Annotated in this window: 21 protein-coding genes; 12 read left to right on the top strand and 9 right to left on the bottom strand. The window is 73.4% G+C overall.

The annotated features are described in order from the left end of the window. The first annotated feature begins 22 nt into the window (after nt 1-22). Both ACFY2A_RS08885 and ACFY2A_RS08890 read left to right on the top strand, forming a co-directional pair. On the top strand, nt 23-2,203 hold the full coding sequence (locus tag ACFY2A_RS08885) for a DEAD/DEAH box helicase (protein WP_387170001.1): 2,181 nt from the start codon (nt 23-25) through the stop codon (nt 2,201-2,203). Nucleotides 2,204-2,272: 69 nt separating this feature from the next. Then, complete coding sequence (locus ACFY2A_RS08890; protein WP_387170003.1) at nt 2,273-3,298, top strand: hypothetical protein; 1,026 nt, start codon at nt 2,273-2,275, stop codon at nt 3,296-3,298. Here ACFY2A_RS08890 and ACFY2A_RS08895 read toward each other — a convergent pair. The 3 genes from ACFY2A_RS08895 to ACFY2A_RS08905 all read right to left on the bottom strand — a co-directional run bounded on the left by ACFY2A_RS08895 (nt 3,295) and on the right by ACFY2A_RS08905 (nt 6,994). Then, nucleotides 3,295-3,747, bottom strand: a complete 453-nt coding sequence (locus tag ACFY2A_RS08895; protein WP_363918325.1) for a helix-turn-helix domain-containing protein — start codon at nt 3,745-3,747, stop codon at nt 3,295-3,297. The genes ACFY2A_RS08890 and ACFY2A_RS08895 overlap by 4 nt on opposite strands. Nucleotides 3,748-3,865: 118 nt before the next feature. Next, nucleotides 3,866-5,041, bottom strand: coding sequence for a class I SAM-dependent methyltransferase (locus tag ACFY2A_RS08900; RefSeq protein WP_387170005.1), 1,176 nt, complete (start codon nt 5,039-5,041; stop codon nt 3,866-3,868). Nucleotides 5,042-5,272: 231 nt separating this feature from the next. After that, nucleotides 5,273-6,994, bottom strand: a complete 1,722-nt coding sequence (locus ACFY2A_RS08905; RefSeq protein WP_387170007.1) for a DEAD/DEAH box helicase — start codon at nt 6,992-6,994, stop codon at nt 5,273-5,275. Between the two features lie 334 nt (nt 6,995-7,328). Between ACFY2A_RS08905 and ACFY2A_RS08910 the strand changes: the two genes are divergently transcribed. Next, nucleotides 7,329-7,982 carry a ferritin-like fold-containing protein gene (locus ACFY2A_RS08910; RefSeq protein WP_387170009.1) on the top strand — a complete coding sequence of 218 codons (654 nt, stop codon included), beginning with the start codon at nt 7,329-7,331 and terminating at the stop codon, nt 7,980-7,982. A 109-nt stretch (nt 7,983-8,091) separates the two neighbouring features. On the opposite strand, the gene ACFY2A_RS08915 is transcribed toward ACFY2A_RS08910, so the two are convergent. Together ACFY2A_RS08915 and ACFY2A_RS08920 are read right to left on the bottom strand one after the other, a co-directional pair. Further along, the gene (locus tag ACFY2A_RS08915) at nt 8,092-8,319 is read right to left on the bottom strand and encodes a DUF3107 domain-containing protein (protein WP_111245996.1); all 228 of its coding nucleotides are present in this window, start codon (nt 8,317-8,319) and stop codon (nt 8,092-8,094) included. A 63-nt stretch (nt 8,320-8,382) separates the two neighbouring features. After that, nucleotides 8,383-9,021 carry a TetR/AcrR family transcriptional regulator gene (locus ACFY2A_RS08920; protein ID WP_363918334.1) on the bottom strand — a complete coding sequence of 213 codons (639 nt, stop codon included), beginning with the start codon at nt 9,019-9,021 and terminating at the stop codon, nt 8,383-8,385. A gap of 1,148 nt (nt 9,022-10,169) precedes the next feature. Between ACFY2A_RS08920 and ACFY2A_RS08925 the strand changes: the two genes are divergently transcribed. The 6 genes from ACFY2A_RS08925 to ACFY2A_RS08950 all read left to right on the top strand — a co-directional run bounded on the left by ACFY2A_RS08925 (nt 10,170) and on the right by ACFY2A_RS08950 (nt 17,168). Continuing rightward, a complete protein-coding gene (locus ACFY2A_RS08925; RefSeq protein ID WP_387170131.1) occupies nt 10,170-12,038 on the top strand; it encodes a hypothetical protein in 1,869 nt (622 codons plus the stop codon). 23 nt (nt 12,039-12,061) lie between these two features. Next, nucleotides 12,062-13,036: an alpha/beta fold hydrolase gene (locus ACFY2A_RS08930; RefSeq protein WP_387170012.1), complete on the top strand. Its 975-nt coding sequence runs from the start codon at nt 12,062-12,064 to the stop codon at nt 13,034-13,036. Between the two features lie 155 nt (nt 13,037-13,191). Further along, a complete protein-coding gene (locus tag ACFY2A_RS08935; protein WP_387170014.1) occupies nt 13,192-13,989 on the top strand; it encodes a DUF3152 domain-containing protein in 798 nt (265 codons plus the stop codon). A gap of 190 nt (nt 13,990-14,179) precedes the next feature. Beyond that, a complete protein-coding gene (locus tag ACFY2A_RS08940) occupies nt 14,180-14,896 on the top strand; it encodes a DUF3152 domain-containing protein (protein WP_387170016.1) in 717 nt (238 codons plus the stop codon). A gap of 99 nt (nt 14,897-14,995) precedes the next feature. Then, nucleotides 14,996-16,216 (top strand): adenylyltransferase/sulfurtransferase MoeZ, encoded by a 1,221-nt coding sequence (gene moeZ, locus ACFY2A_RS08945; protein WP_387170018.1) that lies wholly within the window; start codon nt 14,996-14,998, stop codon nt 16,214-16,216. 31 nt (nt 16,217-16,247) lie between these two features. Then, nucleotides 16,248-17,168 (top strand): prenyltransferase/squalene oxidase repeat-containing protein, encoded by a 921-nt coding sequence (locus ACFY2A_RS08950; protein WP_387170020.1) that lies wholly within the window; start codon nt 16,248-16,250, stop codon nt 17,166-17,168. Between the two features lie 183 nt (nt 17,169-17,351). Here the strand turns inward: ACFY2A_RS08950 and ACFY2A_RS08955 are convergent, their stop codons facing one another. Beyond that, nucleotides 17,352-18,596: a glutamate-5-semialdehyde dehydrogenase gene (locus ACFY2A_RS08955; protein ID WP_387170022.1), complete on the bottom strand. Its 1,245-nt coding sequence runs from the start codon at nt 18,594-18,596 to the stop codon at nt 17,352-17,354. A 28-nt stretch (nt 18,597-18,624) separates the two neighbouring features. After that, nucleotides 18,625-19,734 (bottom strand): glutamate 5-kinase, encoded by a 1,110-nt coding sequence (gene proB / locus ACFY2A_RS08960; protein WP_387170024.1) that lies wholly within the window; start codon nt 19,732-19,734, stop codon nt 18,625-18,627. A gap of 61 nt (nt 19,735-19,795) precedes the next feature. On the opposite strand from proB, the gene ACFY2A_RS08965 reads away from it, so the two are divergent. From ACFY2A_RS08965 to ACFY2A_RS08975, 3 genes are read left to right on the top strand one after another with little or no spacing between them, the layout of a single operon-like run. Further along, nucleotides 19,796-20,110: an MGMT family protein gene (locus ACFY2A_RS08965; protein ID WP_387170026.1), complete on the top strand. Its 315-nt coding sequence runs from the start codon at nt 19,796-19,798 to the stop codon at nt 20,108-20,110. Nucleotides 20,111-20,142: 32 nt separating this feature from the next. Further along, nucleotides 20,143-21,618: an MFS transporter gene (locus tag ACFY2A_RS08970; RefSeq protein ID WP_387170028.1), complete on the top strand. Its 1,476-nt coding sequence runs from the start codon at nt 20,143-20,145 to the stop codon at nt 21,616-21,618. Further along, the gene (locus tag ACFY2A_RS08975; protein WP_387170030.1) at nt 21,615-23,078 is read left to right on the top strand and encodes a pyridoxal phosphate-dependent decarboxylase family protein; all 1,464 of its coding nucleotides are present in this window, start codon (nt 21,615-21,617) and stop codon (nt 23,076-23,078) included. The genes ACFY2A_RS08970 and ACFY2A_RS08975 overlap by 4 nt, the downstream gene beginning before the upstream one ends. 47 nt (nt 23,079-23,125) lie before the next feature. Here ACFY2A_RS08975 and ACFY2A_RS08980 read toward each other — a convergent pair whose 3' ends face one another. After that, complete coding sequence (locus tag ACFY2A_RS08980; protein ID WP_387170032.1) at nt 23,126-24,334, bottom strand: hypothetical protein; 1,209 nt, start codon at nt 24,332-24,334, stop codon at nt 23,126-23,128. Then, nucleotides 24,327-24,887: a SigE family RNA polymerase sigma factor gene (locus ACFY2A_RS08985; protein WP_387170034.1), complete on the bottom strand. Its 561-nt coding sequence runs from the start codon at nt 24,885-24,887 to the stop codon at nt 24,327-24,329. The genes ACFY2A_RS08980 and ACFY2A_RS08985 overlap by 8 nt, the downstream gene beginning before the upstream one ends. Nucleotides 24,888-24,915: the final 28 nt, after the last annotated feature.

Genomic DNA, 24,915 nt, shown 5'->3' on the forward strand with positions numbered 1-24,915 from the left:
GCGCCGCTGGTAGAAACGTCGGATGGGCCAGGAACGGACGGCGGTACGGGAGCGGGCCGAGGCGGTGCTGCGGCGGCTGGCCGGCGCGCAGGCCCGGCTCCGCGAGGACCAGTGGCGGGCGATCGAGGCGCTGGTGGTGGACCGGCGCCGGGTGCTGTGTGTGCAGCGCACCGGATGGGGCAAGTCGGCCGTGTACTTCGTGGCGACCGCGCTGTTGCGCGAGCGCGACGGCGACGAGACGCACGGCCGGGCCGCTCCCGCCGGGCCCACGGTCATCGTGTCGCCGTTGCTGGCCCTGATGCGTAACCAGGTCGACGCCGCGGCCCGGGCCGGTATCCGGGCCCGCACGATCAACTCGGCGAACCTGGACGAGTGGGACGCGATCACCACCGAGATCCACGCCGGCACGGTGGACGTGCTGCTGATCAGTCCGGAGCGGCTCAACAACCCAGACTTCCGGGACGCCGTACTGCCGCAGCTGGCCGCCACCACCGGTCTGCTGGTGGTCGACGAGGCGCACTGCGTGTCGGACTGGGGGCACGACTTCCGGCCGGACTACCGCCGGCTGCGTACCTTCCTCGGTAACCTGCCCGACCGCACCCCGGTGCTCGCGACGACCGCCACCGCCAACGCCCGGGTGACCCGGGACGTGGCCGAGCAACTGGGCACCGAACCGACCGCGGCGACCGGGCCGCGACCGGACGTCCTGGTGCTGCGTGGCAGCCTGGACCGGGAGTCGCTGCGGTTGGGCGTGCTCGACCTGCCGAGCCCGGCGCACCGGCTCGGTTGGCTCGCCGACCACCTGGATCAGCTCCCCGGTTCCGGCATCGTCTACACGTTGACGGTGGCCTCGGCGACCGAGACCGCCGAATTCCTCCGCTCGCGGGGCTGGGCGGTTGCCGCGTACACCGGGCAGGCCGACGACGCCGATCGCCGCGCCGCCGAGCAGGACCTGCTGGACAACAAGATCAAGGCCCTGGTGGCCACCAGTGCGCTCGGCATGGGCTTCGACAAGCCGGATCTCGGCTTCGTCGTGCACCTCGGTGCACCACCGTCGCCGATCGCGTACTACCAGCAGGTCGGCCGGGCCGGGCGGGCCGTCGAACACGCCGAGGTGCTGCTGCTGCCCGGCGCGGAGGACGCGGCCATCTGGCGGTACTTCGCCTCACTGGCCTTCCCGCCCGAGGAGCAGGTCCGCGCGGTGCTGGCCGCGCTGCACACCGACCGGCCGCTGTCCACGCAGGCCCTGGAGCCCCTGGTGGACCTGCGACGGGCCCGGTTGGAACTGATGCTCAAGGTGCTCGACGTGGACGGCGCGGTCCGGCGGGTACGGGGCGGCTGGCTCGCCACCGGCGAGCCCTGGACCTACGACGAGGCTCGGCTGCGCCGGGTCGCCGCCGCCCGCAGCGCCGAACAACAAGCCATGGTCGAGTACGCGGCGACCACCGGCTGCCGGATGCGCTACCTGCGGGAATGCCTGGACGATGCGGAAGCGGTCGACTGCGGCCGGTGCGACCGTTGCGCCGAGGCGCTGTTCCCGCCCGAGGTGTCGGCGGCAGCGCTTACCGCTGCGCAGACCTTCCTCGGCCGCCCCGGGGTGCAGATCGCGCCGAAGAAGCTCTGGCCGACCGGGCTGGAGCCGGTCGGCGTACCGCTGAAGGGACGCATCGCCCCGACGGAACAGGCACTGCCGGGCCGCGCCGTCGGTCGGCTGTCGGATCTCGGCTGGGGTGGTCGGCTGCGCGGGCTGGTCGGCCCGGGTGCGCCGGACGGCCCGGTGCCCGATGACGTGGCCGCCGCCGTGGTCGAGGTGCTCAAGGCGTGGGCGCACGGTGACGACCCCTGGCCCAACCGCCCGACCGGGGTGGTCTCGGTAGGCTCGCGGACCCGCCCGGCGCTTGTCGGTTCGCTGGCCGAGCGGATCGCCGCCGTCGGCCGGCTGCCGCTGCTGGGCCAGGTGATCCCCGCCGGGCCGGTGGCCGCCGACGGTCCGCGTGGCAACAGCGCGCAGCGGGTACGCGCCCTGCACGGCACCCTCACCGTGCCCGGCGACCTCGCCGAGGCCGTCGCCGACCTGGACGGCCCGGTGCTGCTGGTGGACGACCTGGTCGACTCCGGCTGGACCATGACGATGGCGGCCCGGGAACTCCGCCGCGCCGGTGCCTCCGGCGTGCTGCCACTCGCTCTCGCCGTGGCCGCCTGAGGATGCGACCGGAACCACCATCCGATCGGCCCGCCGGGTGCCCGACCGGGCCGGCGGTACGGTGGGCGCATGGCTGACCAGGCACCCGACGCGCCCGCGTTCGGGTCGGTACGCACCGCCGAGCGACCAGTCGCCGGCCAGGACTCCGGCGCGACTCCGGCTGGCCAGGACCCTGGCGCGACCTCGGCCGTGCCGGACCGGGCCACACTGCGGTTGGCGCTGGTGGTCGGCGGGCTCGTGCTGGCGGTGCTGCTCGGGTTCGGGCTCGGGCGGATCAACGGGGGCGGTGGTTCCACGGCGGCCGGCGGCACCGACAGTGCGCTGGCCGACCACCCCCACGCCCCGGGTGCCGGCGCGCATTCGCACGGTGCCGACCAGGGCGCGGCGGCCGAGGCCGGCGGTCTGGCGGTCAGCCGCGACGGTTACACCCTCACCCCGCTGACCGCCGAGTTCACCGCCGGGCAGGCAGGTGAGCTGCGGTTCCAGATCCGGGACGGGCAGCGTCGGACGGTCACCCGGTTCGCGGTGGTGCACGACAAGCCGATGCACGTGATCGTGGTACGTCGGGACCTGTCCGGCTACCAGCACCTGCACCCGACCATGGCGGTGGACGGCACCTGGTCGGTGCCGCTGACGCTGCCGTCGCCCGGCGTCTGGCGCGCGTACGCCGACTTCACCGCCCTCGCCGACGACGGCCGGCAGACGGCGACGACGCTCGGGGTGGATCTGGCCGCGCCCGGTGGCTACACGCCCCGCGACCTGCCCGGTCCGGAGACCACGACCAGGGCCGACGAGTTCACCGTCGAGTACCAGGGGGCTCCCCAGCCCGGGCTCACCGTGCCGGTCGACTTCCGGATCACCGGGGCGGACGGCGCGGGCCCGGCGCTGGAGCGCTACCTCGGCGCGTACGGTCACCTCGTCGCGTTGCGCGAGGGTGACCTCGGCTACCTGCACGTGCACCCGGAGGCGGAGCTGGTCGACGGGGCGATCCGGTTCTGGCTCACCACGTCGGGGCCCGGACGGTACCGCCTCTACCTGGACTTCGCGACCGGGGGAGAGGTACGCACGGCAGAGTTCACGGTGTCGGTGTCTTAGCCCGCCGTCCGGCGGATCGGTGCGGCGGTGGGGTCAACCGACCGGCGGATCGGCCGTCGGGCGAGGTAGCGCAGCAGGTCGCGGATGTGGTGCTTCTCCTCCGCCGGCACCGCCGGATCCGCCAGCCGTTGCAGGATGACCCGCACATCGGCCTCCACCGGGCCGTCGTCACCGCGTCGCCACGACCCGGGGCCGGCGTCGGGCAGACCGAGGGCGCGGAAGGCAGCCGCCACCGGCAGGTCGAGCGCGGCGCAGAAGCCGCGGACCTTGGCCAGTTCGGGATAGTCCTGCCAGTCACCGGCGAGCCAGCGGAAGACGGTCGAGCGACCGACGCCGGTGTGGGCGGCCAGGTCGGTGACGGTCCAGCCGCGCTCCTCACGGGCGTCGTCGATGGCACGGCGCACGAAACGCGCGAAGGCCATCTGCGGCGAAACCTCTGCCGAACCCATCCGGTGGGTCTTCCCTCCCGACCGGCACCCGACGGTGCGCTCTTCGAGAGTAGTACGGGAACGACGCCGGACAACTGACTGATCGACCAGACGATTGCGGTGGCGAGACGCGAATCCGTCACACCGCCGACGACACCTGCGCGAGCAGCGTCTCCAGCCGGGGGGTGAGCTGCCACTGGGCGACCAGTTCCCGGTACTCCGCACGCTGGGCGGCGGTCGGGTCGGCGCCGGTTCGTCGGGCCCGGATGAGCAGGTTCCGTGGAGTGTGCGCGGAGTCGACGAACTCGACCACCTCGGCCCGGTAGCCGTGCAGCCGCAGCAGCCCGGCGCGCAGCGCGTCGGTGAGGACGTCCGCGAAGCGCTCCCGCAGGATGCCCTGCCGGGTGAGCAGGTCGTACGGCCCCGGAGCCGGCCGGTTACGCAGCTGCGCCGCGACGTCGTGGTGGCAGCACGGCGCGGCGAGCACCCAACGGGCGTGCCAGCCCACGGCCCGGGCCAGCGCCTCGTCGGTGGCGGTGTCGCAGGCGTGCAGCGCGAGCACCAGGTCGGGTGGCGGTTCGACGGCCGCGTCGGCGATCGTGCCGGCGACGAATCGCACCCGCCCGGCCCAGCCCAGCCGCTCGGCCAGCTCGGTGTTGCGGCGGCGCTGGTCGTCGCGCACGTCCACACCCACCAGCTCGACGTCGACGCCGGACGTGGACAGATAGCGGTACGCGGCGAAGGTCAGGTAGGCGTTGCCGCAGCCCAGGTCGACCACTCGTAGCGGTCGGTCCAACTGCCCGGCCAGCCCGTCGGGGAGGGTGGCGGTCAGCGCCCGTAGGAACGCGTCCACCTGTCGTCGCTTGGCCGCCGAGCCGCCGATCGCGGCGAAGAGCGGATCGCCCGGATCGAGCAGGTACTCCTTGGCCCGGTCGTGCCCGGAGGCTGCCGCTGGAGCGGCCGGCCGGCTCGCCGCGCTGCGGTGCACCTGAGCCTCACCGGACTTGGTGACCCGCAGTTGCAGGGTGGCGTCGGCGGTCTCCACATGCCAGTTGCCGAACGGCTCGGCCAGCAGCGCCTCCACCGCGGCGTTCGCCTCCGGCCCGGGGCTCAGATTCCGGGTGTGTGGCCGGGCCCCGTCGGAGGTGGAAATCTGTAGCCGCTGACCGGCCTTGAGAGCGACCGGCCGCAACTCGGCCCGGATCATCGAGGGACGCTGGCCGCGCCGCCGTCCGGCCGCCACGGCCCGGGTGAGAGCCGGTCCGAGCAGCATCGAGCGGACCTCGGCCAGCGCGGAGTCCAGTGGTTCGGGCATCGCTCCATCTTTCCGGGGACGACTGGGCGGCATCGTCAGCCGGCAGGCGGCAACCGCCCGCCGCCCGCGCTGCCATCCCTCAGCTCTGCTTCAACCGACGCACCGGTTCGACTCGAAGCCGGTGCGTGGAGTGAAGCAGAGCAAAGGGGCCGGACAAGGAAGTACCGCCCGGGCGGCGACGGGTCGGTCCAGTGGCACTGGCCGCTCGCCGCTGCTTCGGGCGGTACGTCGTCAGTCGGTGGTTGCCTCGGCTGGCGTACCGCTGTCGGCAGCGGCACCACGGCGGCGTCGGCGGCGGCGCGGGCGCGGAGCGGCCTCACCGGCGACGTCCTCGCCGCGGCCGGTGGTCGCCTCGGCGGGGGTGCTGTCGACGGCCGTCGAGGCCGTCTCGGCGCCCGCCACCGCCTCGCCGGCCCGGCGACGCCGGCGACGTCGGGGGGTACGGGTGCCTTCCTCGGCGTCACTCCCGGTGGCGTCGGTTGGCGTGGTGTCGGCACCGTCCTGCCGGCGACCGCTGCCGCCGCGTCCACGGCCACCGTCGCCACGGCCGCCCTCACTCCGACCACCCTCACCACGGCCGCCCTCGCCTTGACCGCGGCGGCGGGTGCCGCGCGGCTCACCCCGCCGGGGACGGCCACCGCCCAGATCCTCCTCGACCTCGGCGGCCAACCCGGCGCGGGTGCGCTCGGCGGTCGGCAGGGTGCCGGTGATCTCGGTGGAGATGTGCAGGTCGGTGTAGAGGTGCGGCGAGGTGTGATACGTCTCCGGCGGCTCGGGCATGTCCAGTCCGAGCGTCTTGTCGATGATCCGCCAGCGGGGCATGTCGTCCCAGTCGACGAAGGTCACCGCGACGCCGCTCGCGCCGGCCCGACCGGTCCGGCCGATCCGGTGGGTGTAGGTGTCCTGGTCTTCCGGGCAGTCGTAGTTGATCACGTGCGTGACGCCGCTGACGTCGATGCCCCGGGCCGCCACGTCGGTGGCGACCAGGGTGTCGATCTTTCCGGCCCGGAAGGCCCGCAGGGCCCGCTCGCGGGCACCCTGACCGAGGTCGCCGTGCACCGCCGCGACCGCGAAGCCCCGGAAGTCCAGGTCCTCGGCGACCCGGTCGGCGGCCCGCTTGGTCCGGGTGAAGATGATGGTCAGGCCACGGCTCTCGGCCTGAAGGATCCGGGCCACGATCTCGATCTTGTTCATCGAGTGGGTGCGGTAGACGAGCTGCTCCGTCTGCGGCGAGGGGCCGGTCTCGGCGCTGTGCCCGGCGTGGATCGTGATCGGGTGGCGCAGGAAGCGCCGGGACAGCGTCACGATCGGGTCCGGCATGGTCGCGGAGAAGAGCATGGTCTGCCGATCCTCCGGCAGCATCGCCAGGATCCGCTCGACGTCGTCGAGGAAGCCGAGGTCGAGCATCCGGTCGGCCTCGTCCAGGACCAGCGCGCGTACCCCGTGCAGGCGCAGGTGCTTCTGCTTGGCGAGGTCCAGCAGGCGACCCGGCGTGCCGACGAGGATCTCCACGCCCTTGCGCAGCGCGTCGATCTGCGGCTCGTACGCGACGCCGCCGTAGATCGGCAGCACGCGTACGCCCCGGGTGCGGCTGGCGGCGGCGATGTCCTTGGCCACCTGGATGCCCAGCTCGCGGGTCGGTACGACGACCAGGGCCTGCGGCAGTCCGTCGCCGCCCTCGTCGGGTGCGAAGACCCGCTCCAGCAGCGGGACGCCGAAGCCCAGCGTCTTGCCGGTGCCGGTCGGTGCCTGCCCGATCAGGTCGGCTCCGCGCAGCGCGATCGGCAGTGCGTACTCCTGGATGGCGAAGGCGCGGGTGATGCCGGCCGCGGCCAGCGCGTCGACGGTCTCGGCACGCGCGCCGAGCTCGGCAAAGGTCGGTGCCTCCGGTCGGACCGGGGCGGTCGGGGCCAGTTCCTGGCCGTCGGTGATTTCTTGAATCGGCTCACTCATGTGGATTTGGGGGTGCCCTCTCGTGGGTGCGCCCCGTCATGTCCTCAGGGCGCGTTCGGTATGGCGCGGGCCACACGGTCGGCGGCAGAGAGCCGGGCGCGACCGGGCCGCACGCGCGCCGTGGGTCGGACTTCGACCGGATCGGAGTTGACTCCGGCCGGATCGGCGCCTACGGCAACTCCTCCATGCTACCTGAACGGGCCAAACAGAGTCCCGATTCCGCGGCGACGAGCGACGGCGCAAAGGTTTGTAAGTGACCTGTATCACATATAGCCGGGGGGAGGGCGGTTCGTGCGGGCCTGCCGGTGCTCCGGCCGGACGGTAGCCTGCGCACGTGTCCGCCCCCACCCCGCCCGGCCAGACCGTCGCCGACCTGCTCGGCCTGGTGGCCCTCGGCGAACTGCTCGCCTTCGACCGGATGGCGGCCGACGCCCGGCTCGCGCCCGACCTGCGCCGCCGGGCCGCCTTGAGTGAGATGGCCGCTGCCGAGATCGCCAATTACCGGCGGGTGGCCGACCGGCTCACCGCGCTGGGTGTGCCGCCGGACGACGCGATGGCGGCGTACGTCACGCCGTTGCAGGCGTACCACGACTCGACCGAGCCCCGCGACTGGGCGGAGGCGGTCACCAAGGCGTACGTCGGTGATGCGATCACCGACGACTTCCTCCGGGAGATCGCCGTCGCGCTGGGGGAGCCCGACCGCCAACTGGTCCTCGACGTGCTGCACGAGTCGCGGTACGCGGAGTTCGCCGCCGCCGAGATCCGGCTCGCCATCGGGGCCGATCCGACCGTGGCGGGCCGACTGTCGATGTGGGCTCGACGTCTGGTCGGCGAGGCGCTGTCCCAGGCGGGGCGGGTCGCCTCCGCCGACCAGGGGGCCCTCACCAGGCTGATCGCCGCAGGTGGTGACGTCGACGTGGCGGAATTGTTCCGGCGGCTGACCGCCGCGCACACCGCGCGGATGGCCGCCGTCGGGCTCAACAACTGAGTCGGGCTCGACAACCGAGTCGAGCGCGGCAACCGAGCAGAGACCGGCAACAGGGCGGTGTGGCGAGACATCCCCGCCCGGCCGGTCCTGTCGCCGGTCTGTCAGAACGTCAGCGGACGGTGAAACCGACCGCCCGAGGGGACGCCTCGGCGATCTCGACATAGGCGACCTTGCCGACCGGCACGATCACCCGCCGCCCCTTCTCGTCGGTCAGGGAGAGAGTGCCCTCGCCCCTGGCGACGGCGTCGGTCACGATCTGCTCGATCTCGGCCGGCGACTGTGCGCTCTCCAGGACCAGCTCGCGCGGCGCGTACTGCACGCCGATCTTGACCTCCACTGTGCCTCCTCCATCGGGCGAAATGGCCGCCCTGCGAAGGCTATCCGATCACAAGGTCGAAGGTCAGGCTGACTCACCTTGCAGCGGGAAGCTGGCGATGCCCCGCCAGGACAGCGCCGCGACCAACGCCTCGGCCTCCGCCTTGGGCACCTGACGGCCGCCGGCCAACCAGAACTGCGCGGCGGTCTCGGCCGCGCCGACCAGGCCCGAGGCGAGCAACTCGGCGTGCGCCCGGCTGACCCCGGTGTCGGAGATGATCGTGTCGGTGATCGCCGCGATGCAGCCCTGCTCGACCCGCTCCACGCGCTGCCGCACTGCCGGCTCGTTGCGCAGGTCCGACTCGAAGACCAGGCGGAAGGCCTCGCTCTCGTGATCGACGAAGTCGAAGTACGCCCGCACCGACGCGCTGACCCGCTCCTTGTTGTCGGTGGTGCTTGCCATGGCGTCGTGCACCTTGGCGACGATTGCGTCACAGTGCGTGTCGAGCAGCGCGAGATAGAGCTCCATCTTGCCGGGGAAGTGTTGGTACAGCACCGGCTTGGAGACCCCGGCCCGCTCGGCGATGTCGTCCATGGCCGCAGCGTGGTAACCGTGCGCGACGAACACCTCCTGAGCAGCGGCGAGTAGCTGCTTGCGGCGCGCCGAACGGGGCAGGCGCGTGGGTCGTCCGGCGGTCTGGGCGCCGTTCCCCACAGCGGTCATGGGAACCTCCGAGGTTGTCGTACGGGCCGGCATATCACCCGAACCGGTCGGGGCCCCTCGGCCCCTCGCGGAATTGGCCCGCCGCTGTAACTTATCGCCACTGTCGCCACACGGTAGCCTCAGCGGGGGCGACCAAGGAGCGCGCGGTGAGTGAAACAGGGCAACCCGGTGCCGCCACCCCGGGAGAGCACGGCGACGGGACGGGTCAGCGCGATGACCTGGCCCGTTCCGGCAACGGGTGGGCGCCGCCGCCGGTCGACTGGTCGTGGGGCCCCGAGGTCGTGCCGGGCTCCGACACGACCAGGCCGCGGCCGGAGGTCCCGTCCGGCTGGGCCACCGCCTCGTCACGCCACGCCGACCTGCCCGCTCCCGTCGGTGAGCAGGCGGAGCCGGAGCGGCCCGTGCGGGTGAACGGCAACCACGTCAACGGCCACCGGACGAACGGCGCGCCCGTCGCCGACCAGACGCCGGCCAACCGGCATGCCCCGGTCAGCGCACCGCCCGGCCTGCTTGGGCCGGGTCAGGACCCCGGGCAGGACCGGCTCGTCGTACCGGCGCCCCGCCCGGCTCCGTCCGGCGAGCAACCGGTCACCACCGGTACCGTTCTGCCGACCTCGTCACCCCCGGCCGTGCAGGTGCCGCCGGTCGGCACGGCCCCCTCCGGCTTCGAGATGCCGCCCGGCCTGCACGCGCCCACCGCCGAACGGTCCGGGGAGGGCCCGACGGGCGGCCGGCAGCAGGGCTGGGACGACGGTTTCCCGCCGGAGCCGGTCGGCGAGCCCTGGCCGACCGTGCCGGTCACCGAGCAGGCCGCCGGGCCGGCTGACCGCCCTTCGGCGGCCGGCACCGACCAGCCCGCCCGCTGGTCGGACGCGTCGGGCGGCATTGACCAGCCGGCCGGCTGGTCGCCTGTCGAACAACCCGCCGACGATTCGGACCGACCCAACTGGGCCCAGCCCGGCCCGGCCCGCGACTGGGCGCCGCCGTGGGCGCGCGACGATGGTGAGCCCAACCGCCCGTACGAGCCGGTCCGCGCCGAGCCGACGCGTCCGTACGAGCCGGTCCGCGCGGACCGGCCCCGAACGTACGAACCCCGCAGGGATGCCGAGCCCGTCCCCGAAGGCCAGTCATCCACCGCGCCCGATTCGGTGGACAAGCCGGCCGCCGATCCGAGCAGCGCACCCCCGACCCCGCAACCTCCCTCGTGGGCGCGCGCGTCTGAGGTGCCGCCGGCCCACGAGCGTCCGTCCTGGGCGCTGCCCCCGGCCGCCGGCGACCCGACCAGCGCACCGCCGGCCCCCCAGCGTCCGTCGTGGGCGCGTGCGTCCGAGGTGCCGCCTGCGGAGGAGCGTCCGTCGTGGGCGCTGCCGCCGGTCAGCGGTGCACCGGCGAACGAGGGCCCGCCCTGGGGTACCCGGCACGAGGAGGCTCCGCCCTGGGGCAACCGGTCCGGCGGCCAGTCGACCGACGAGCGCCTGCCGTGGGCGCTGCATCCGGCCAGTTCCCCGCCCGCCGGGACGCCGTCCGGTGCCGTCGATCCGACCAGCGCCCCACCGGCCGGACCCCGATCGACCGCCCCCACCGGCAGCGCACCGCAGCCTGGCCCGCCGAGCCGGCGTGAGACATCGGAGCCCGGCTCGACGCCATCGGTCACCGAGGCCCGGTCGGCCGCCGATCCTCCGGGGTATCGACCGTTCCGGCTGCGGCCGGTTCCGGACGAGCCGACACCCGCGCCCGCCGCGGCTCCCGCCCCGCCGGACCCGACCGCCGGGGCGGCTGCGACCGACCAGGTTCCAGGTGAGCCCGGCCGCCGCGAGCGCACCCCCTCTGTGCCCGTCCCGACGAGTGCAGCCCCCTATGCGGCACGCCGGTCCGCGCCCGATCCGGTCCCGCCGACTGAGCCGGCCGGCGACCGTTCGAGGGACAGCACCACGGCGGTGTTGCCGCAGCGCGTCCCTGCCGAACCGGACGTGCCCGTCGTGCCGGAGCCGCCAGCTGTGGAGCCACCCGCCGAAACCCCGGAACTCGCCCGGATCGCCACTCATCTCCGCCGTGACGACGAGCCGGCCACGCTGCGGGACCGGCCGGAGGGCTTCGACGTCAACGCGATCCTCGCTGCCGTCCGAGGAGTCGAGGGCGTACGCGACGCCGCCCTGCGGCGTACCCCCGCCGGTGCGCACAGCCTGCGTCTCGATCTCGCCGACGGGGCCGACCCGGCCGAGGTGAGTCGACAGGTCGCCCGGCTGTTGCAGGAGCGGATGGGGCTGGCTGCGGCACCGCGCGGCCTGCCCGGAGTTCCTGCCGTGCCGATGCGTCGGCGCTCTGCGGAGAGCCGGAGCGAGGCGGGTGAGACGCGCCCGGCCGCCGAGCCACGGCGTCCGTCGGCCCGACCCGGCGGCACCCGGACGGAGACTCCGCCGAGCCGGCCGGAGACCGTGCCGGAGACCACCCGTCGGCGCCGGCAGTCACCGGCGCCGAACCGGGGCCGCGCGGTCGTGGACGAGCCGGGTGCGCCGGGCAGTCCGGTGACCCTCGGTGCCTCCTACTCCGGCGGGCAACTCACCACGACCGAGTCCGCGCCGTCGCGACCGCTGGACACCGGCGGGGCGCCGGGCCCCCGGGTGATACTCGACCACGTCCAGGTGAGCACGTTCGGGCTTGACGCCAACGTCGAGGTCCGGCTGGTCGCGGGCGACCAGAACGCCTCGGGGTACGCCACCGGGCCTGCCGTCGACGGCTTCGTGCTGCGGTTGTGCGGCGTCGCGGCGGCGGCGGCGGTCGACGAGCTGCTCTACGCCGCCGGTCCCACGGCGGAACGTGGACGGTGCTTCGTGGAGCACGCCGCGGTGGTGCCGTTCGGCAACTGCGAGGTGGCCACCGTGGTGGTGCTGCTGGTCTGCGACGGGTGGGTCGAGCAGTTGGCCGGGTCCGCCCTGGTGGCTGGCGATCCCCGGCAGGCGGTGGTGCGGGCGACCCTGGCCGCGGTCAATCGTCGACTGGAGGCGCTGCTGGCGTGAGCCGTTCCAGGCAGACTGGAACGGTGAAGCCTGCCACCCTCTGGCCCGAACGGCTGTTGCCCGCTCACTCGGTTCCGCCGCCCTGGCCGGGGCGCGAGGTACGACTCGACGGAGCTGTCACCTACGTCCGGGAGACGCCGGCCACCGGCCCGGACGCCGAACCGGCGTTGTACGTGCACGGCCTGGGCGGCTCGTCGCAGAACTGGACCGACCTGGCGGGCCTGCTCGCCGAGCGGCTGGACGGTCAGGCGATCGACCTGCCCGGCTTCGGTCGCAGCGAGCCGGGCCGCCGCTACACCGTGCCGGTCTTCGCGGACCGGGTGATCCGCTGGATCGAGTACTCCGACCGCGGGCCGGTGCACCTGTTCGGCAACTCGCTGGGTGGGGCGATCTCGGTACGGGTGGCCGCCCTCCGGCCGGATCTGGTCCGGACACTGACCCTGGTGTCGCCGGCCCTGCCGTTCCTCGACTTCCGCCGGTCGTTGCAGGGACGGATGCTGCCGCTGCTGGCGATCCCCCGAGGCGAACGGGTGGCCGCCTGGCGGCTGGCCCAACTCGCGCCGGAGGTGATGGCCCAGCAGGTGATGGAGGCGTGCGTGGCCGATCTCACCCGGATCAGCGACCAGCGTCGGAGCGAGGCGCTGGAGGAGATCCGGGTCCGCTACGAGGCGGAGCACTACGCGGCGGCGTACGTGCGTACCTTCCGTGGCCTGGTGTCCAGCTTCGTGCGGTCGTACCTGCCCGGGTCGGGCTCGCTGTGGCGGATGGCCGGCACGGTGCGTGCGCCCTCGCTGGTCATCGGGGGACGGCAGGACCGGTTGGTCGACGTGCGGGTCGCGCCGCAGGCCGCCCGGGTGATCCCGGACAGCCGACTCCTGATGATCAATGGTGTCGGTCACGTGGCCCAACTTGAGGTGCCGCGCCTGGTGGCCCGGGCCGTGCTGGGGCTGCTCGCCGAGACGGGGGAACCCGCCCGCCGGGCCGACCTGGCAGGATGACCGGGATGCGCAGCCCTGGTAGCCGTCGTCGATCGGCTCACTCCGCTGGCCGTCATGCCGTCCGGCGGGGCCACCAGTATCGGGCGGCGGACCAGACCGGGTCCGCCGCGGGCGGGGGGCGTCGTAGGCGGCCCGGGACCGGTGCCCTGATCCGGGTGGCGGCGCTGGTGGCCGCCGTCGGTGCCGCGGTGGCGATGGTTGCCGGCGGCACCGGTGTGGGCTCAGGGGCGGCCGACGAGGTCGACCCGGTGGTCTCCGGGCCGGCCGTGGCCCTGGCGCCGGTGGCGACGCCGTCGCCGGTGTCCCCGTCGCCTGCGGAGAGGTCCCCGTCGCCCGCGCCACCCGTCCTGCAGGAGCCCGGTTCGATCCCGTCGACCGGCCCGGGTCGCTTCGGGTACGACGACCGGACCGGCCCGGTGCTGGGTACGGCCGGTGGCCTGCGGCGCTACCGGGTGGCGGTGGAGTCCGGCTCCGGCGTGGACGCGGGCGAGTTCGCCCTGGCGGTGCGGACGGCGCTGGCCGGCCCCGGCAGTTGGGTGGACAGCGGTCGGCTGCGGCTGCGGCAGGTCGAGCGCACGGCTCGTCACGACTTCACCGTCTACCTGGCCACGGCCGGGACGGCGGGCCGGATGTGTGCCGCCGGGGGTGTCGACATCCGGGTCGGTGGACGGCCGTACACCTCCTGCCGCGCACCGGGAAAGGTGATCATCAACCTGGACCGGTGGCGGCTGTCGGTACCGCACTTCGTCGAGGCCGACGTGCCACTGTCGCTCTACCGGACGTACGTGGTCAATCACGAGGTCGGGCACGAGTTGGGTAACCGGCACGAGCGCTGCCCGGGCCGTGGCGACCCGGCTCCGGTGATGATGCAGCAGACGCTCTTCCTCAAGGGCTGCGTCGCGAACCCGTGGCCGTACCTGGACGGCCGGCGGTACGCGGGTCCCCCGCTCTGAGCCCGTCCGCGCTGAGCGGGTATCGCGTCCGAACGGCAGCAAGTCGATCAAAATGCGGTGATGTGCCGGAATAGGGTGCGACGATGATGACATGCCCTCTTCACCCCTTTGGCGGGAATATCGCCGCGCGGACCACCCGCCGGAGCCCGAGGATCGGCACCGCAGGCCGGTGGTTCCGCACCGGAGGGTCGTGACGCTGGGCATGGTGCTGGTGCTGGCCGCCACCGCGGCGGTCCTGCTGGCCCGGACCGGTCAGCGGGTGGCCGCCCCGGACCAGGGCTTCGGCAACCGGATCGCATCCGGATCGGGAGGCGAGGAGCGGTCCGGGCCGAGCGGGTATCCGTGGGCGGGTGCCGGCAGCTTCACGCTGGCCGGTGACCACTCGCCGGTGTATGGCGAGGATGGCCCGGTGGTCCGCTACCGGGTGGCCGTCGAACGCGGCACCGGCCAGGACCCGGCCGCCTTCGCCGCCGCGGTCGACGGGGTGCTGGCCGACCCGCGTAGCTGGATCGGCACCCGGGAGCTGCGCGTGCAGCGGATCGCCGAGGCGGAATCGGCCGACTTCACCATCTATCTCGCCACCCCGCGCACCTCGGAGGCGATGTGCGCCGAGGGGGGACTGAGTACCGAGGGCTACACCTCGTGCCGGCTGCCCGGGCAGGTCATCATCAATCTGGCCCGCTGGCTGGAGGCGGTACCGGATTACGGCGCACCGCTGGAGGTCTACCGGGCATACGTGATCAACCATGAGGTCGGGCACGAATTCGGGGAGGGGCACGAGGCGTGTCCGGCACCGGGGGACCCGGCGCCGGTCATGCAGCAGCAGACGTACGGCCTGGACGGCTGCCTGCCGAACGCCTGGCCGCTCCTCGACGGGCACCGGTACGCCGGCGAGCTGATCGGCTGACCACGGCGGCGAGCGCTACCGGCCCGGTGGGTATTCCCGCTCCCGCATAGCGGGCGACGTGTCCCTGCTCATGGTCGATGGGCGCGTCGGCGAGCGACAATGGCCCGGTTGCCCACCATCGATCCCGGGGAGTCCACCATGTCGTTGCCCCCGCTCGTCGAACCCGCCGCCGAGCTGACCGTTGACGAGATCCGCCGCTACTCGCGCCACCTGATCATCCCCGACGTCGGGGTCACCGGGCAGAAGCGGCTGAAGAACGCCCGGGTGCTCTGTGTCGGTGCCGGTGGTCTCGGTTCTCCCGCCCTGATGTACCTGGCCGCGGCGGGGGTCGGCACCCTGGGGATCATCGACTTCGACACCGTCGACGAGTCCAACCTCCAGCGCCAGATCATCCACGGCGTCTCCGACATCGGCCGGTCCAAGGCCGAGTCGGCCGCGGCGAGCATCCGCGAGATCAACCCGCTGGTGAACGTCGAGATCCACAACACCGCGCTGGACCGGGACAACGTCCGCGACATCTTCGCCCAGTACGACCTGATCGTCGACGGCACCGACAACTTCGCCACCCGCTACATGGTCAACGACGCGGCGGTGCTGCTCGGCAAGCCGTACGTCTGGGGGTCGATCTACCGCTTCGACGGCCAGGCGTCGGTGTTCTGGGCCGAGCACGGCCCCTGCTACCGCTGCCTCTACCCGGAGCCCCCGCCGCCGGGCATGGTGCCCTCCTGCGCCGAGGGTGGCGTGCTGGGCGTGCTCTGCGCCTCGATCGGCTCGATCCAGGTCAACGAGGCGATCAAGCTGCTCGCCGGCATCGGCGAGCCGCTTGTCGGCCGGTTGATGGTCTACGACGCCCTGGAGATGAGCTACCGCAAGATCAAGGTCCGGAAGGATCCGAACTGCGTGCTCTGCGGTGAGAACCCGACACTCACCGATCTCATGGAGGACTACGAGGACTTCTGTGGCGCGGTGTCCGTGGAGGCCCAGGAGGCGGTGGTCGACGCGACCATCACCGCATCCGAGCTGAAGGAGTGGCAGGACGCCGGCAAGGACATCTTCCTCGTCGACGTCCGGGAGCCGGCCGAGTACGAGATCGTCCGTATCCCCGGGGCCACCCTGATCCCCAAGGGCGAGATCCTCTCCGGTGAGGCGCTGTCCAAGCTTCCGCAGGACCGGCAGATCGTGCTGCACTGCAAGTCCGGCGTCCGCTCCGCCGAGGCGTTGGCCGCGTTGAAGGCGGCCGGTTTCCGCGATGCGGTGCACGTGCAGGGCGGGGTGCTCTCCTGGATCAAGCAGATCGATCCCTCGCTGCCCGCGTACTGATCCATAGCCGACGGGCCCCTCCACCACGTCCATGGGGGAGGGGCCCCTCGCCGCCGCCCTGCCGTCGGTCGGATCTCACCTACCCGTCCTCCTGAGGCGAGATCACGTTTGCGCCGGTAGCGTGGCCGCCGTGGTCGACATCGACGCGGCGATCGGGTTCGTGGTGGCTCACGGAGATGCGGTGGAGCGTGCCCGCCTGTCCTGGCTGCGTACCGGCACGCAGCCACCGCCGGAGGTGCTCGACAGCGCCGAGGTCGGGCAGACACCCGGCGGCGGCTGGCCGGCATCCTGGGGCGACGAGGTCGCCTCGGTCGACGCCACCTGCTTCCGCCTCGCCGAACTGGACGACCTCGGTGCGCTGGGCCGCCCGAGCGCCCGTCGGGCGCTGGACTGGCTCGCCGCCGGCCAGCAGCGCGACGGCTGCTGGGAGGAGGACCCGGCCCTCGCGGACTCCGCGCCCGAGTGGGCCCGTCCGGGTGACCCGGAGGCGCGGCTGTACCTGACCGCCAACGCCGCCTTCTGGCTCACCGTGGCGGGCCTGGACGCGCGGGCCGCCGGGCCGCTGGACCACCGGGTCGGCGGGGCGTACGCCGGGGTGGTGCAGGCCGCCAGCCAGGCGCTCGCCACCCAACTGCGCCCCGACGGTAGTTGGCCGTCCTTCCTGGCTGCCGGTTGGCTCAGCGCGGCCGTCCTGCACCGGCAGCAGATGTTCTACGAGTCGGCGCAGATCAAGGCGGTGCTGGCGGAGCGGCTGCCGCAGGCGTCGGCGACCGATGCCGCCTGGCTAGCGGTGACGCTGCGCCGGGTGGGCGTCGACCATCAGGAGTGGACACTGGTGGCCGCCCGACGCCGGCTCACCGAGACACAGCGCAGCGACGGCGGCTGGAGCAGCGACGACGGCCACCAGTTCGACGTACACGCCACCCTCGCCGTCATCCGCGCCTTCCGCTAACCCCATCCCCACCCCCCACCCCCCCGTCCCCCCCACCCACCCCGCGTTCCCGCGATCTTGCAGTTCTTGCCTCTTCAAAATGGGGCAATCGGTTCGTATTGCCGACCGAAAGTGCAAGATCGCGGAGGACGGTGGAGGGCGGTGGTGGGTGGCGGTGGGTGGCGGTGGGTGGTGGTGGGTGGGTCAGGGGCGGAGGTGGCCGGTGCCGGTTACCACGTACTTGGTGCTGGTCAGTTCGGGGAGGCCCATGGGGCCGCGGGCGTGCAGCTTCTGGGTGGAGATGCCGATCTCGGCGCCGAAGCCGAACTCGCCGCCGTCGGTGAACCGGGTCGAGGCGTTGACCATCACGGCCGCCGAGTCGACCCGGGCCACGAACTCCCGGGCGGCCGACTGAGAGTCGGTGACGATCGCCTCGGTGTGGCCGCTGCCGTACCGCCGGATGTGGGCGACCGCCGCGTCCAGCGAATCCACGACGGCGGCGGAGATGTCCGCGGCGAGATATTCGGTGCCGAAGTCCTCGTCGGTGGCCGGAACCACGGCGTCGGAGTGGGCCGCGACCCGCGCGTCGCCGTGCACGGTCACCCCGGCCTCGGCGAAGGCGGCCAGCATCGCCGGCAGGAAGGCGTCGGCGACGTCGGCGTGCACCAGCAGCGACTCGGCCGTGTTGCAGGTGGACAGGCGCTGCGTCTTCGCGTTCAGGGTGACCGCGACCGCCATCGACACGTCGGCGGCGGCGTCCACGTAGACGTGACAGTTGCCCACCCCGGTCTCGATCACCGGCACGGTCGACTCCTCGACCACGGTGCGGATCAGCGACGCCCCGCCGCGCGGGATCAGCACGTCGACCAGGCCCCGGGCCCGCATCAGCTCCTTGACCGAGTCGCGGGAGCTGGCGTCTACCAGCTGCACCGCGTCGGCGGGCAGACCGGCACCGTCGATCGCGTCCCGCAGCACCGTCACCAGGGCCGCGTTGGAGTGCGCGGCGGAGGAGGAGCCGCGCAGCAGCGCCGCGTTGCCGGCCTTCAGGCAGATCCCGGCGGCGTCCACGGTCACGTTGGGCCGCCCCTCGTAGATGACGCCGACCACCCCGAACGGCACCCGGATCTGCCGCAGCTCCAGCCCGTTGGGCAGGGTCGCGCCGCGGACCACCTCGCCCACCGGGTCGGGCAGCGCGGCCATCTGGCGCAGCGCGTCGGCGATGCCGGCCACCCGCCCCTCGTCGAGGGCGAGCCGGTCCAGCACGGCCGCGCTCAGCCCGGCGTCGCGCCCGGCCGCCAGGTCCGCGAGGTTCGCCGTCAGGATCTCCGGCGTACGCGCCACCAGCGCGTCGGCCATCGCGTGCAGCGCGGCGTCCTTGGCGGTACGCGTCGCCACGGCCAGCGTCTGCGCCGCCGTTCGCGCCCGGCGGCCCTGCTCGCTCACGCTCATTGCACAACTCCTCAGGTTGGACGGTCTGTTACAGCAGCACCAGGTCGTCGCGGTGGACGACCTCCCGTTCGTACGCCGGGCCGAGCGCCGCGGCGAGGTCGGCGGTCGACCGCCCGAGCAGGCCGGGCAGCTCGATCGCGTCGTAATTGACCAGCCCCCGGGCCACCGGTGCGCCGGAGGTGTCGACGAGGTCGACCGGGTCGCCCGCGGTGAAGGCGCCGTCCACGGCGGTGATCCCCGCGGGCAGCAGCGACTTGCGTCGCCCCACCACCGCGGCCACCGCGCCCGGGTCGAGGTGCAGCCGGCCCCGGGGCGCGGTGGCGTGGGCGAGCCAGAACAGCCGGGCGGCGGGTCGTCGGAGGCTGGGGTGGAAGAAGGTGCCGACCGGCTCACCGGCCAGCGCGGCGACCGCCCGGGTGGCGGAGGTGAGCACCACCGGGATGCCGAAGCCGGTGGCGATCCGGGCCGCTTCGACCTTGGTCACCATGCCACCGGTGCCGACCCCCGCGCGGCCGCTGCCGCCGATCTCGACACCGACCAGGTCCGCCTCGTCGCGTACCTCGGGGATGCGGCGGGAGCCGGGTCGGGTCGGGTCGCCGGTCCAGAGCGCGTCGACGTCGGAGAGGAGCACCAGCAGGTCGGCGTCGACGAGCGCGGCCACCAGCGCGGCCAGCCGGTCGTTGTCGCCGAACCGGATCTCCTCGGTGGCGACCGTGTCGTTCTCGTTGACGATCGGCACCGCCCGCAGGTCGAGCAGCTTGCGCAGGGTGCGGTACGCGTTGCGGTAGTGGGCCCGCCGGGTCACGTCGTCGACGGTGAGCAGCACCTGGCCCACGGTGCGGCCGTGCCGGGCGAAGGCGGCCGCGTACCGCCCGATCAGCAGGCCCTGGCCGACGCTGGCGGCGGCCTGCTGGGTGGCCAGGTCGCGCGGTCGCCGGGGCAGACCGAGGGGGGCGAGGCCGGCGGCGATCGCGCCGGAGGAGACCAGCACCACCTCGCGGCCGTCGGCGGCCCGTAGGCCGAGGGCGTCGACCAACGCGTCGACCCGCCCGTCGTCCAGACCGCCACTGGCGGTGGTCAACGAGGAGGACCCGATCTTGACAACGACCCGCCGGGCCGCCGTGACTGCGTCGCGCACCCGCCCATTCTGCGCTGTCGTCGCGGCACGGCCCGCCGCCGTTCCCATAGTCTGGCCGCTTGTGACACCTGACGAGTACGTCGAGGCGGTGCTGGAACTGGTCGACCGGATCCCACCCGGCCGGGTGATGTCGTACGGGGCGGTGGCCGACGCGTTGGCCGAGCGCTCCGGGCGGGCATCGGCGCGGCTGGTCGGGGCGATCATGGCACGCCACGGTGGTGGGGCTCCGTGGCACCGGGTGGTGAACGCGTCCGGCGGGCTGCCGCCCCGGCTGGCCCGCGAGGCGCGGGCGCGTTGGCTCGCCGAGGGGACGCCGCTGCGCGGTACCGGGGTGGACATGCGGACAGCCGTTTGGTGGCCCGGGCAGGGGATGTGACCCCCGCCATAACGTGAGTAACATTCGGACCCATGATCGCGCCGCCGGGTGGCTCCGGCCCACCGCCCACCCCCGGACAGCCCGCGCAGAGCCCAGCCCCACCGGGCGCGCTGCCCCGGGGGGTGCACGCCGGCTACGCGCTCGGCTCGCTGGCGACCGGGGCCTTCGGCACCGTGCCGGGTCTGCTGCTGCTGCCCTACCTCACCGACACCCTCGGGGTGGCCGCTGGCGTGGCGGCCCTGCTGGTGCTGCTGCCGAAGGCATGGGACGTGCTGGTCAACCCGGTCGCCGGGCGGATCTCCGACCGCACCAGGTCGCCTTGGGGTGCCCGTCGTCCGTACCTGCTCTTCGGTGGGTTGGCACTGGCCGTGCTCTTCGGGGCCATCTTCGCCGCGCCGTTCGGTGCCGGTCCCGCCGCCGGGGCGTACGTCGCCGTCGCCTTCCTGGCCACCGCGACCGCGTTCGCCTTCTTCCAGGTGCCGTACGTGGCGATGCCGGCCGAGCTGACCAGCGACTACGCCGAACGTACCCGGATGATGACCTGGCGGATCGCGGTGCTGGCGCTGGCCATCCTGGTCGCCGGTGCGGTGGCGCCGCTGGTGCGCGACGCGGCCGGCGGAGGTGTTCCCGGGCACCGTTGGATGGGTGTCTTCGTGGCCGCCCTGATCGCGCTCGGCGCCGTCGGTGCCTTCCTCGGCACCCGGTCCGCCCCGCAGGGCGCGGCCGGTGAGAGCGAGCCGAGCCTGCGCGCCCAACTGACCGTCGCAGCCCGCAGCCGGCCCTTCCGGGCGCTGCTGCTCTGCTTCGTGGTGCAGTCCGCCGGGGTGGCCACGATCCTCGCCGGGGTCCAGTACTTCGCCGACCACGTACTCCGGGACTCGACGACCGGCCCGACCGTGCTCTTCGTCTGTTTCGTCGGCCCGGCGCTGGTGGTGATGCCGCTCTGGTCCCGGGTGGGCGCCCGGGTGGGCAAGCTCGCCGCCCTGGTGGCGGCGTCGCTGATCCTCTCGGCCGGTGGACTGGCGTTGGTCGCCGCGCCGGTGCTGCCCACCGCCGTGGTCTACCTGCTGGTCGCGTTGCTCGGCGTCGGGTACGCCGGACAGCAGGTGTTCGCGTTGGCCATGCTCCCGGACTGCATCGCGTACGACACCGTGCGCACCGGGCGTCGGCAGGCCGGCGTCTTCACCGGGGTGTGGACGGCCGGCGAGACCTTCGGACTGGCCCTGGGCCCCGGCATCTACGGACTGGTGCTCGCCCTCACCGGCTACGTCTCGTCCACCACCGGTACCGCCGCCACCCAGTCCGACACCGCCCGCCTCGGCGTCCTGCTCGGCTTCACCATCCTCCCCGCTCTCCTCATCGGCCTGGCCACTTTCCTGCTGCGCCCCTACGACCTCACCCCCGACCGCCTGTCCGCCCCCACCCCGCCCCCAGCCATCGCCGATCATGCAGTCGTGGCAGGAACAGAAGCCGCTGAAACCCACGGAAAGGGCGCCACAACTCCATGATCGACGAGAATCGACCGGACGGGATGCCGGCGGAGCAGGTGCTGGCGGAGATCCGGCAGCTGCGGGCGATGGATCGGCCGACGCACGGGGGGCGGCTGTTCGCGTACGTCTACGACCCGGCGGTGCCCGGGCTGGACGCGCTCGCCGCTACCGCGTACGCCGAGAGCGCCCACGTCAACGGACTCGACCCGACGGCCTTCCCGTCCCTGCTGGCCATGGAGAACGCGCTTGTCGCTGCGGCGGCGCGACTGCTCGGCGGCGGGCCGGGCACGAGGGCTCCCGAGGTCGTCGGCAGCGTCACCAGCGGCGGCACCGAATCGCTCATCCTGGCCGTGAAGACCGCCCGGGACGCCCGGCCGGACATCGCGGCACCCCGGATCGTGGTACCGGCCAGCGCCCATGCCGCGTTCGCCAAGGCGGCCCACTACCTGCGGGTGGCACTCGACACGGTGCCGGTCGACCCGACCACGCTGCGGCCGGCGGTCGCCGACGTGGCCGCCGCCGTTCGACCGGAGACGGTGCTGGTGGCCTGCTCCGCCCCCTCGTACGCGCACGGTGTCGTGGACCCGGTCGAACAGATCGCCGAGGTGGCCGCCGCCGCCGGGGTCCGCTGCCATGTGGATGCCTGCTTCGGCGGCTGGACCCTGCCGTACCTGCGTCGTCTCGGCCTGCCGGTGCCCCCGTTCGACCTCGCCGTGCCCGGGGTCACCTCGATCTCGGTGGACCTGCACAAGTACGCGTACGCGCCGAAGGGCGTCTCGGTGCTGCTGCACCGCGATCCGCAACTGCGCGCCCCGCAGTACTTCGCGTACGCCGACTGGCCCGGGTACACCATGATCAACCCGGTGATCTCCTCGACCCGCTCCGGCGGGCCGATCGCCGCCGCGTACGCCACCCTGCGGCACCTGGGCGACGATGGCTACCTGGAGCTGACCCGGCGCACCTGGGCCGCGGTGCGCACGTTGGCCGACGCGGTACGGGCCACCGACGGGCTGCGGCTGGTCGCCGAGCCGGAGTCGACAGTGGTCTGTTTCACCGTCGAGGACCCCACGCTCGACCTGTTCCTGCTGGTGGACGAGCTGACCGCGCGGGGTTGGCACACCCAGCCCCAGCTCCGGTACGCCGACCTGCCGGCCAGCGTGCATCTCACGGTGACCGCAGCGGTGGCGCCGCGGGTGGCCGAGTTCGGCCCGGCGCTTGTCGACGCGGTCGCCGCGGCCCGCGCCGCCGGGCCGGTCGCGCTGCCGCCCGACCTGCTGGCGCTCGCCGGCAGCCTCACCCCGGAGGCGCTCACACCCGAGCTGGTGGCGGAGTTGGCCGAGGGGCTCGGCCTGGGCGACGGCGCTGGCGCTCCGGACCGGATGGCGGCGGTCAACACGCTGCTCGACGCCGCCCCGGCGGCGGTGCGGGAGCGGCTGCTGGTGGAGTTCGTCGGGCTGCTTCAACGCCCCACCTGGTAGGTCGGGCCCGCAGCGACACCCGACAGGTCGGGACCGCAGCGCTGCGGTCAGTTGCTCATGCGCAGATCGGCGGAGTTGTCGGTCGGCTTCCGGTCCTTCCACTCGCGATCCTGGTCGTCGATGTGCTTTACCCGCAGACTCGGCGCAGGGTCGTCCGGGTCCCGATCGATCTGGAACCGGAAGGTCAAGCTCCGCTCCTCACCGGCGGGTAGGCCATCGAGCAGGCAGGTGTCGGAGCCGTCAGGCGTCACCATCCGGCACCCGGACAGGTCGCCTCCGGCCGGCTCACCGATTGTGTAGAAGTCGCCGAAACCGAGCCGGGGCACATCCACCGGGCCCTTGTTGGTCACCGTGACGGTCACCGAACCGGTGCGGATGCCGTGCGCGTCAGGCGGGTCGAGCACCAGCTCACCCGCGCTCAGGGTGAGATCGGTCAGCCGGGGGTCGATCCCGAACTTCGCCGGCCCGGCGGTCTGCTCGAAACGGGTGCCGTTCCAGGCGTACGTCCGCCACTGCTGCTGTGGCCACCAGTTGGGCGTGCCGCAGCAGGGCTGGATGTCGGCCACCGCCACGCGGATCGACCCACCGTCGCCCAAGTCGACGTCGGTGATGTCGTCCAGCCCGTCGTGGGTGCCGATCACCTGGCCAAGGGTGACGATCCGGCCGGTGTCGTCCCGGGACAAGGCGACCACCTGCTTGTCCAGGGCCTCCCCGTACCGGCAGGCGACCAGGGCGATGGTGTCGGTGCCGCCGTCGCCGTCGACGTCGCCGTAGTGGATCTCGTCCCACAGCTCCGGCCGAGATTCGTCCTGCGGCTCAAGCAGCCGAACGTTGTCGGTGATGCAGGTCGACGGGCCGCCCGGCGGCCAGTCGGGCAGGTCGACACGGGCCGCGAGGAGCTGCGCCCGGCTGATCCGTCCGTCCGGTCTGGTCGCGGTGGGGCTGGTAGCGCTCGGTGTCGATGCCGGCGTTGCCGTCGGTGTCGGCGTTCCCGACGGCGGAGGCGGCGTCGGTGCGGGCGTCGGCTCGCCGGTCTGGGCCGGTGTCGGGTCGGTGCGGTTCAGGGCCGCGTGTGCGCCGATCGGGATCGCGACGGCGATCACCACGGCCGTCGCGACGGCCACGGCCGCCCGCTGACGCCGCCGACGCACGGTCAGGCGTACGGCGTCGGTGCCGGCCGGTCGCACCGCCGGGGCGTACTCCGCCCGGAACGCGGCGAACTCGCCGCTGACCAGGATGTCATTGGGCTCACTCATGGTCGTGCACCTCCCCGGTGCCGGTCAGTTGCGCGGCCAACGTCACTCGGCCCCGGTGCAGCCAGGACTTGACGGTGCCGGTCGGCACCTTTTCCTGCTCCGCGATCTGCGTGACACTGAGATCCGCCAGGTAGTGCAGCACCAGCGCCCTGCGCTGGGCGGGCGGCAGCTGGGCCAGGGCGGCGGTCAACGCCACCCGATCCGGTCCGGGCCCGGCCACGTGCTCCTGCCGTTGCCGGCGCAGCCACGACTGGGCGGTTCGCATCCGCCGCCAACGGCTGGTGGCGAGGTTCCAGGCCACTCGGCGTACCCAGCCCACCGGATCGTCGTACCGGGACACCCGGGACCAGCGGGCGTACGCCCGGCAGAACGCCTCCTGGACCAGGTCCTGCGCCTGCGCCAGGTCGCCGCAGTACGCGGCCAGTTGAAGCGTCAGCGACCGGAAATGGGTGTGGTAGAGCCCGTCGAAGTCGATACCCTCGGCCGGCTCCACGGGCTCTGTCGCCTCGTCCGGGGGCGGTTCCCCGAGTCGTGGTTTCCTGGTCACCATCATCTGCCCTCCCCGTTCACCGCGCCGTCAT

Source organism: Micromonospora sp. NPDC000442, from assembly GCF_042898635.1.
Classification (GTDB): Bacteria; Actinomycetota; Actinomycetes; order Mycobacteriales; family Micromonosporaceae; genus Micromonospora.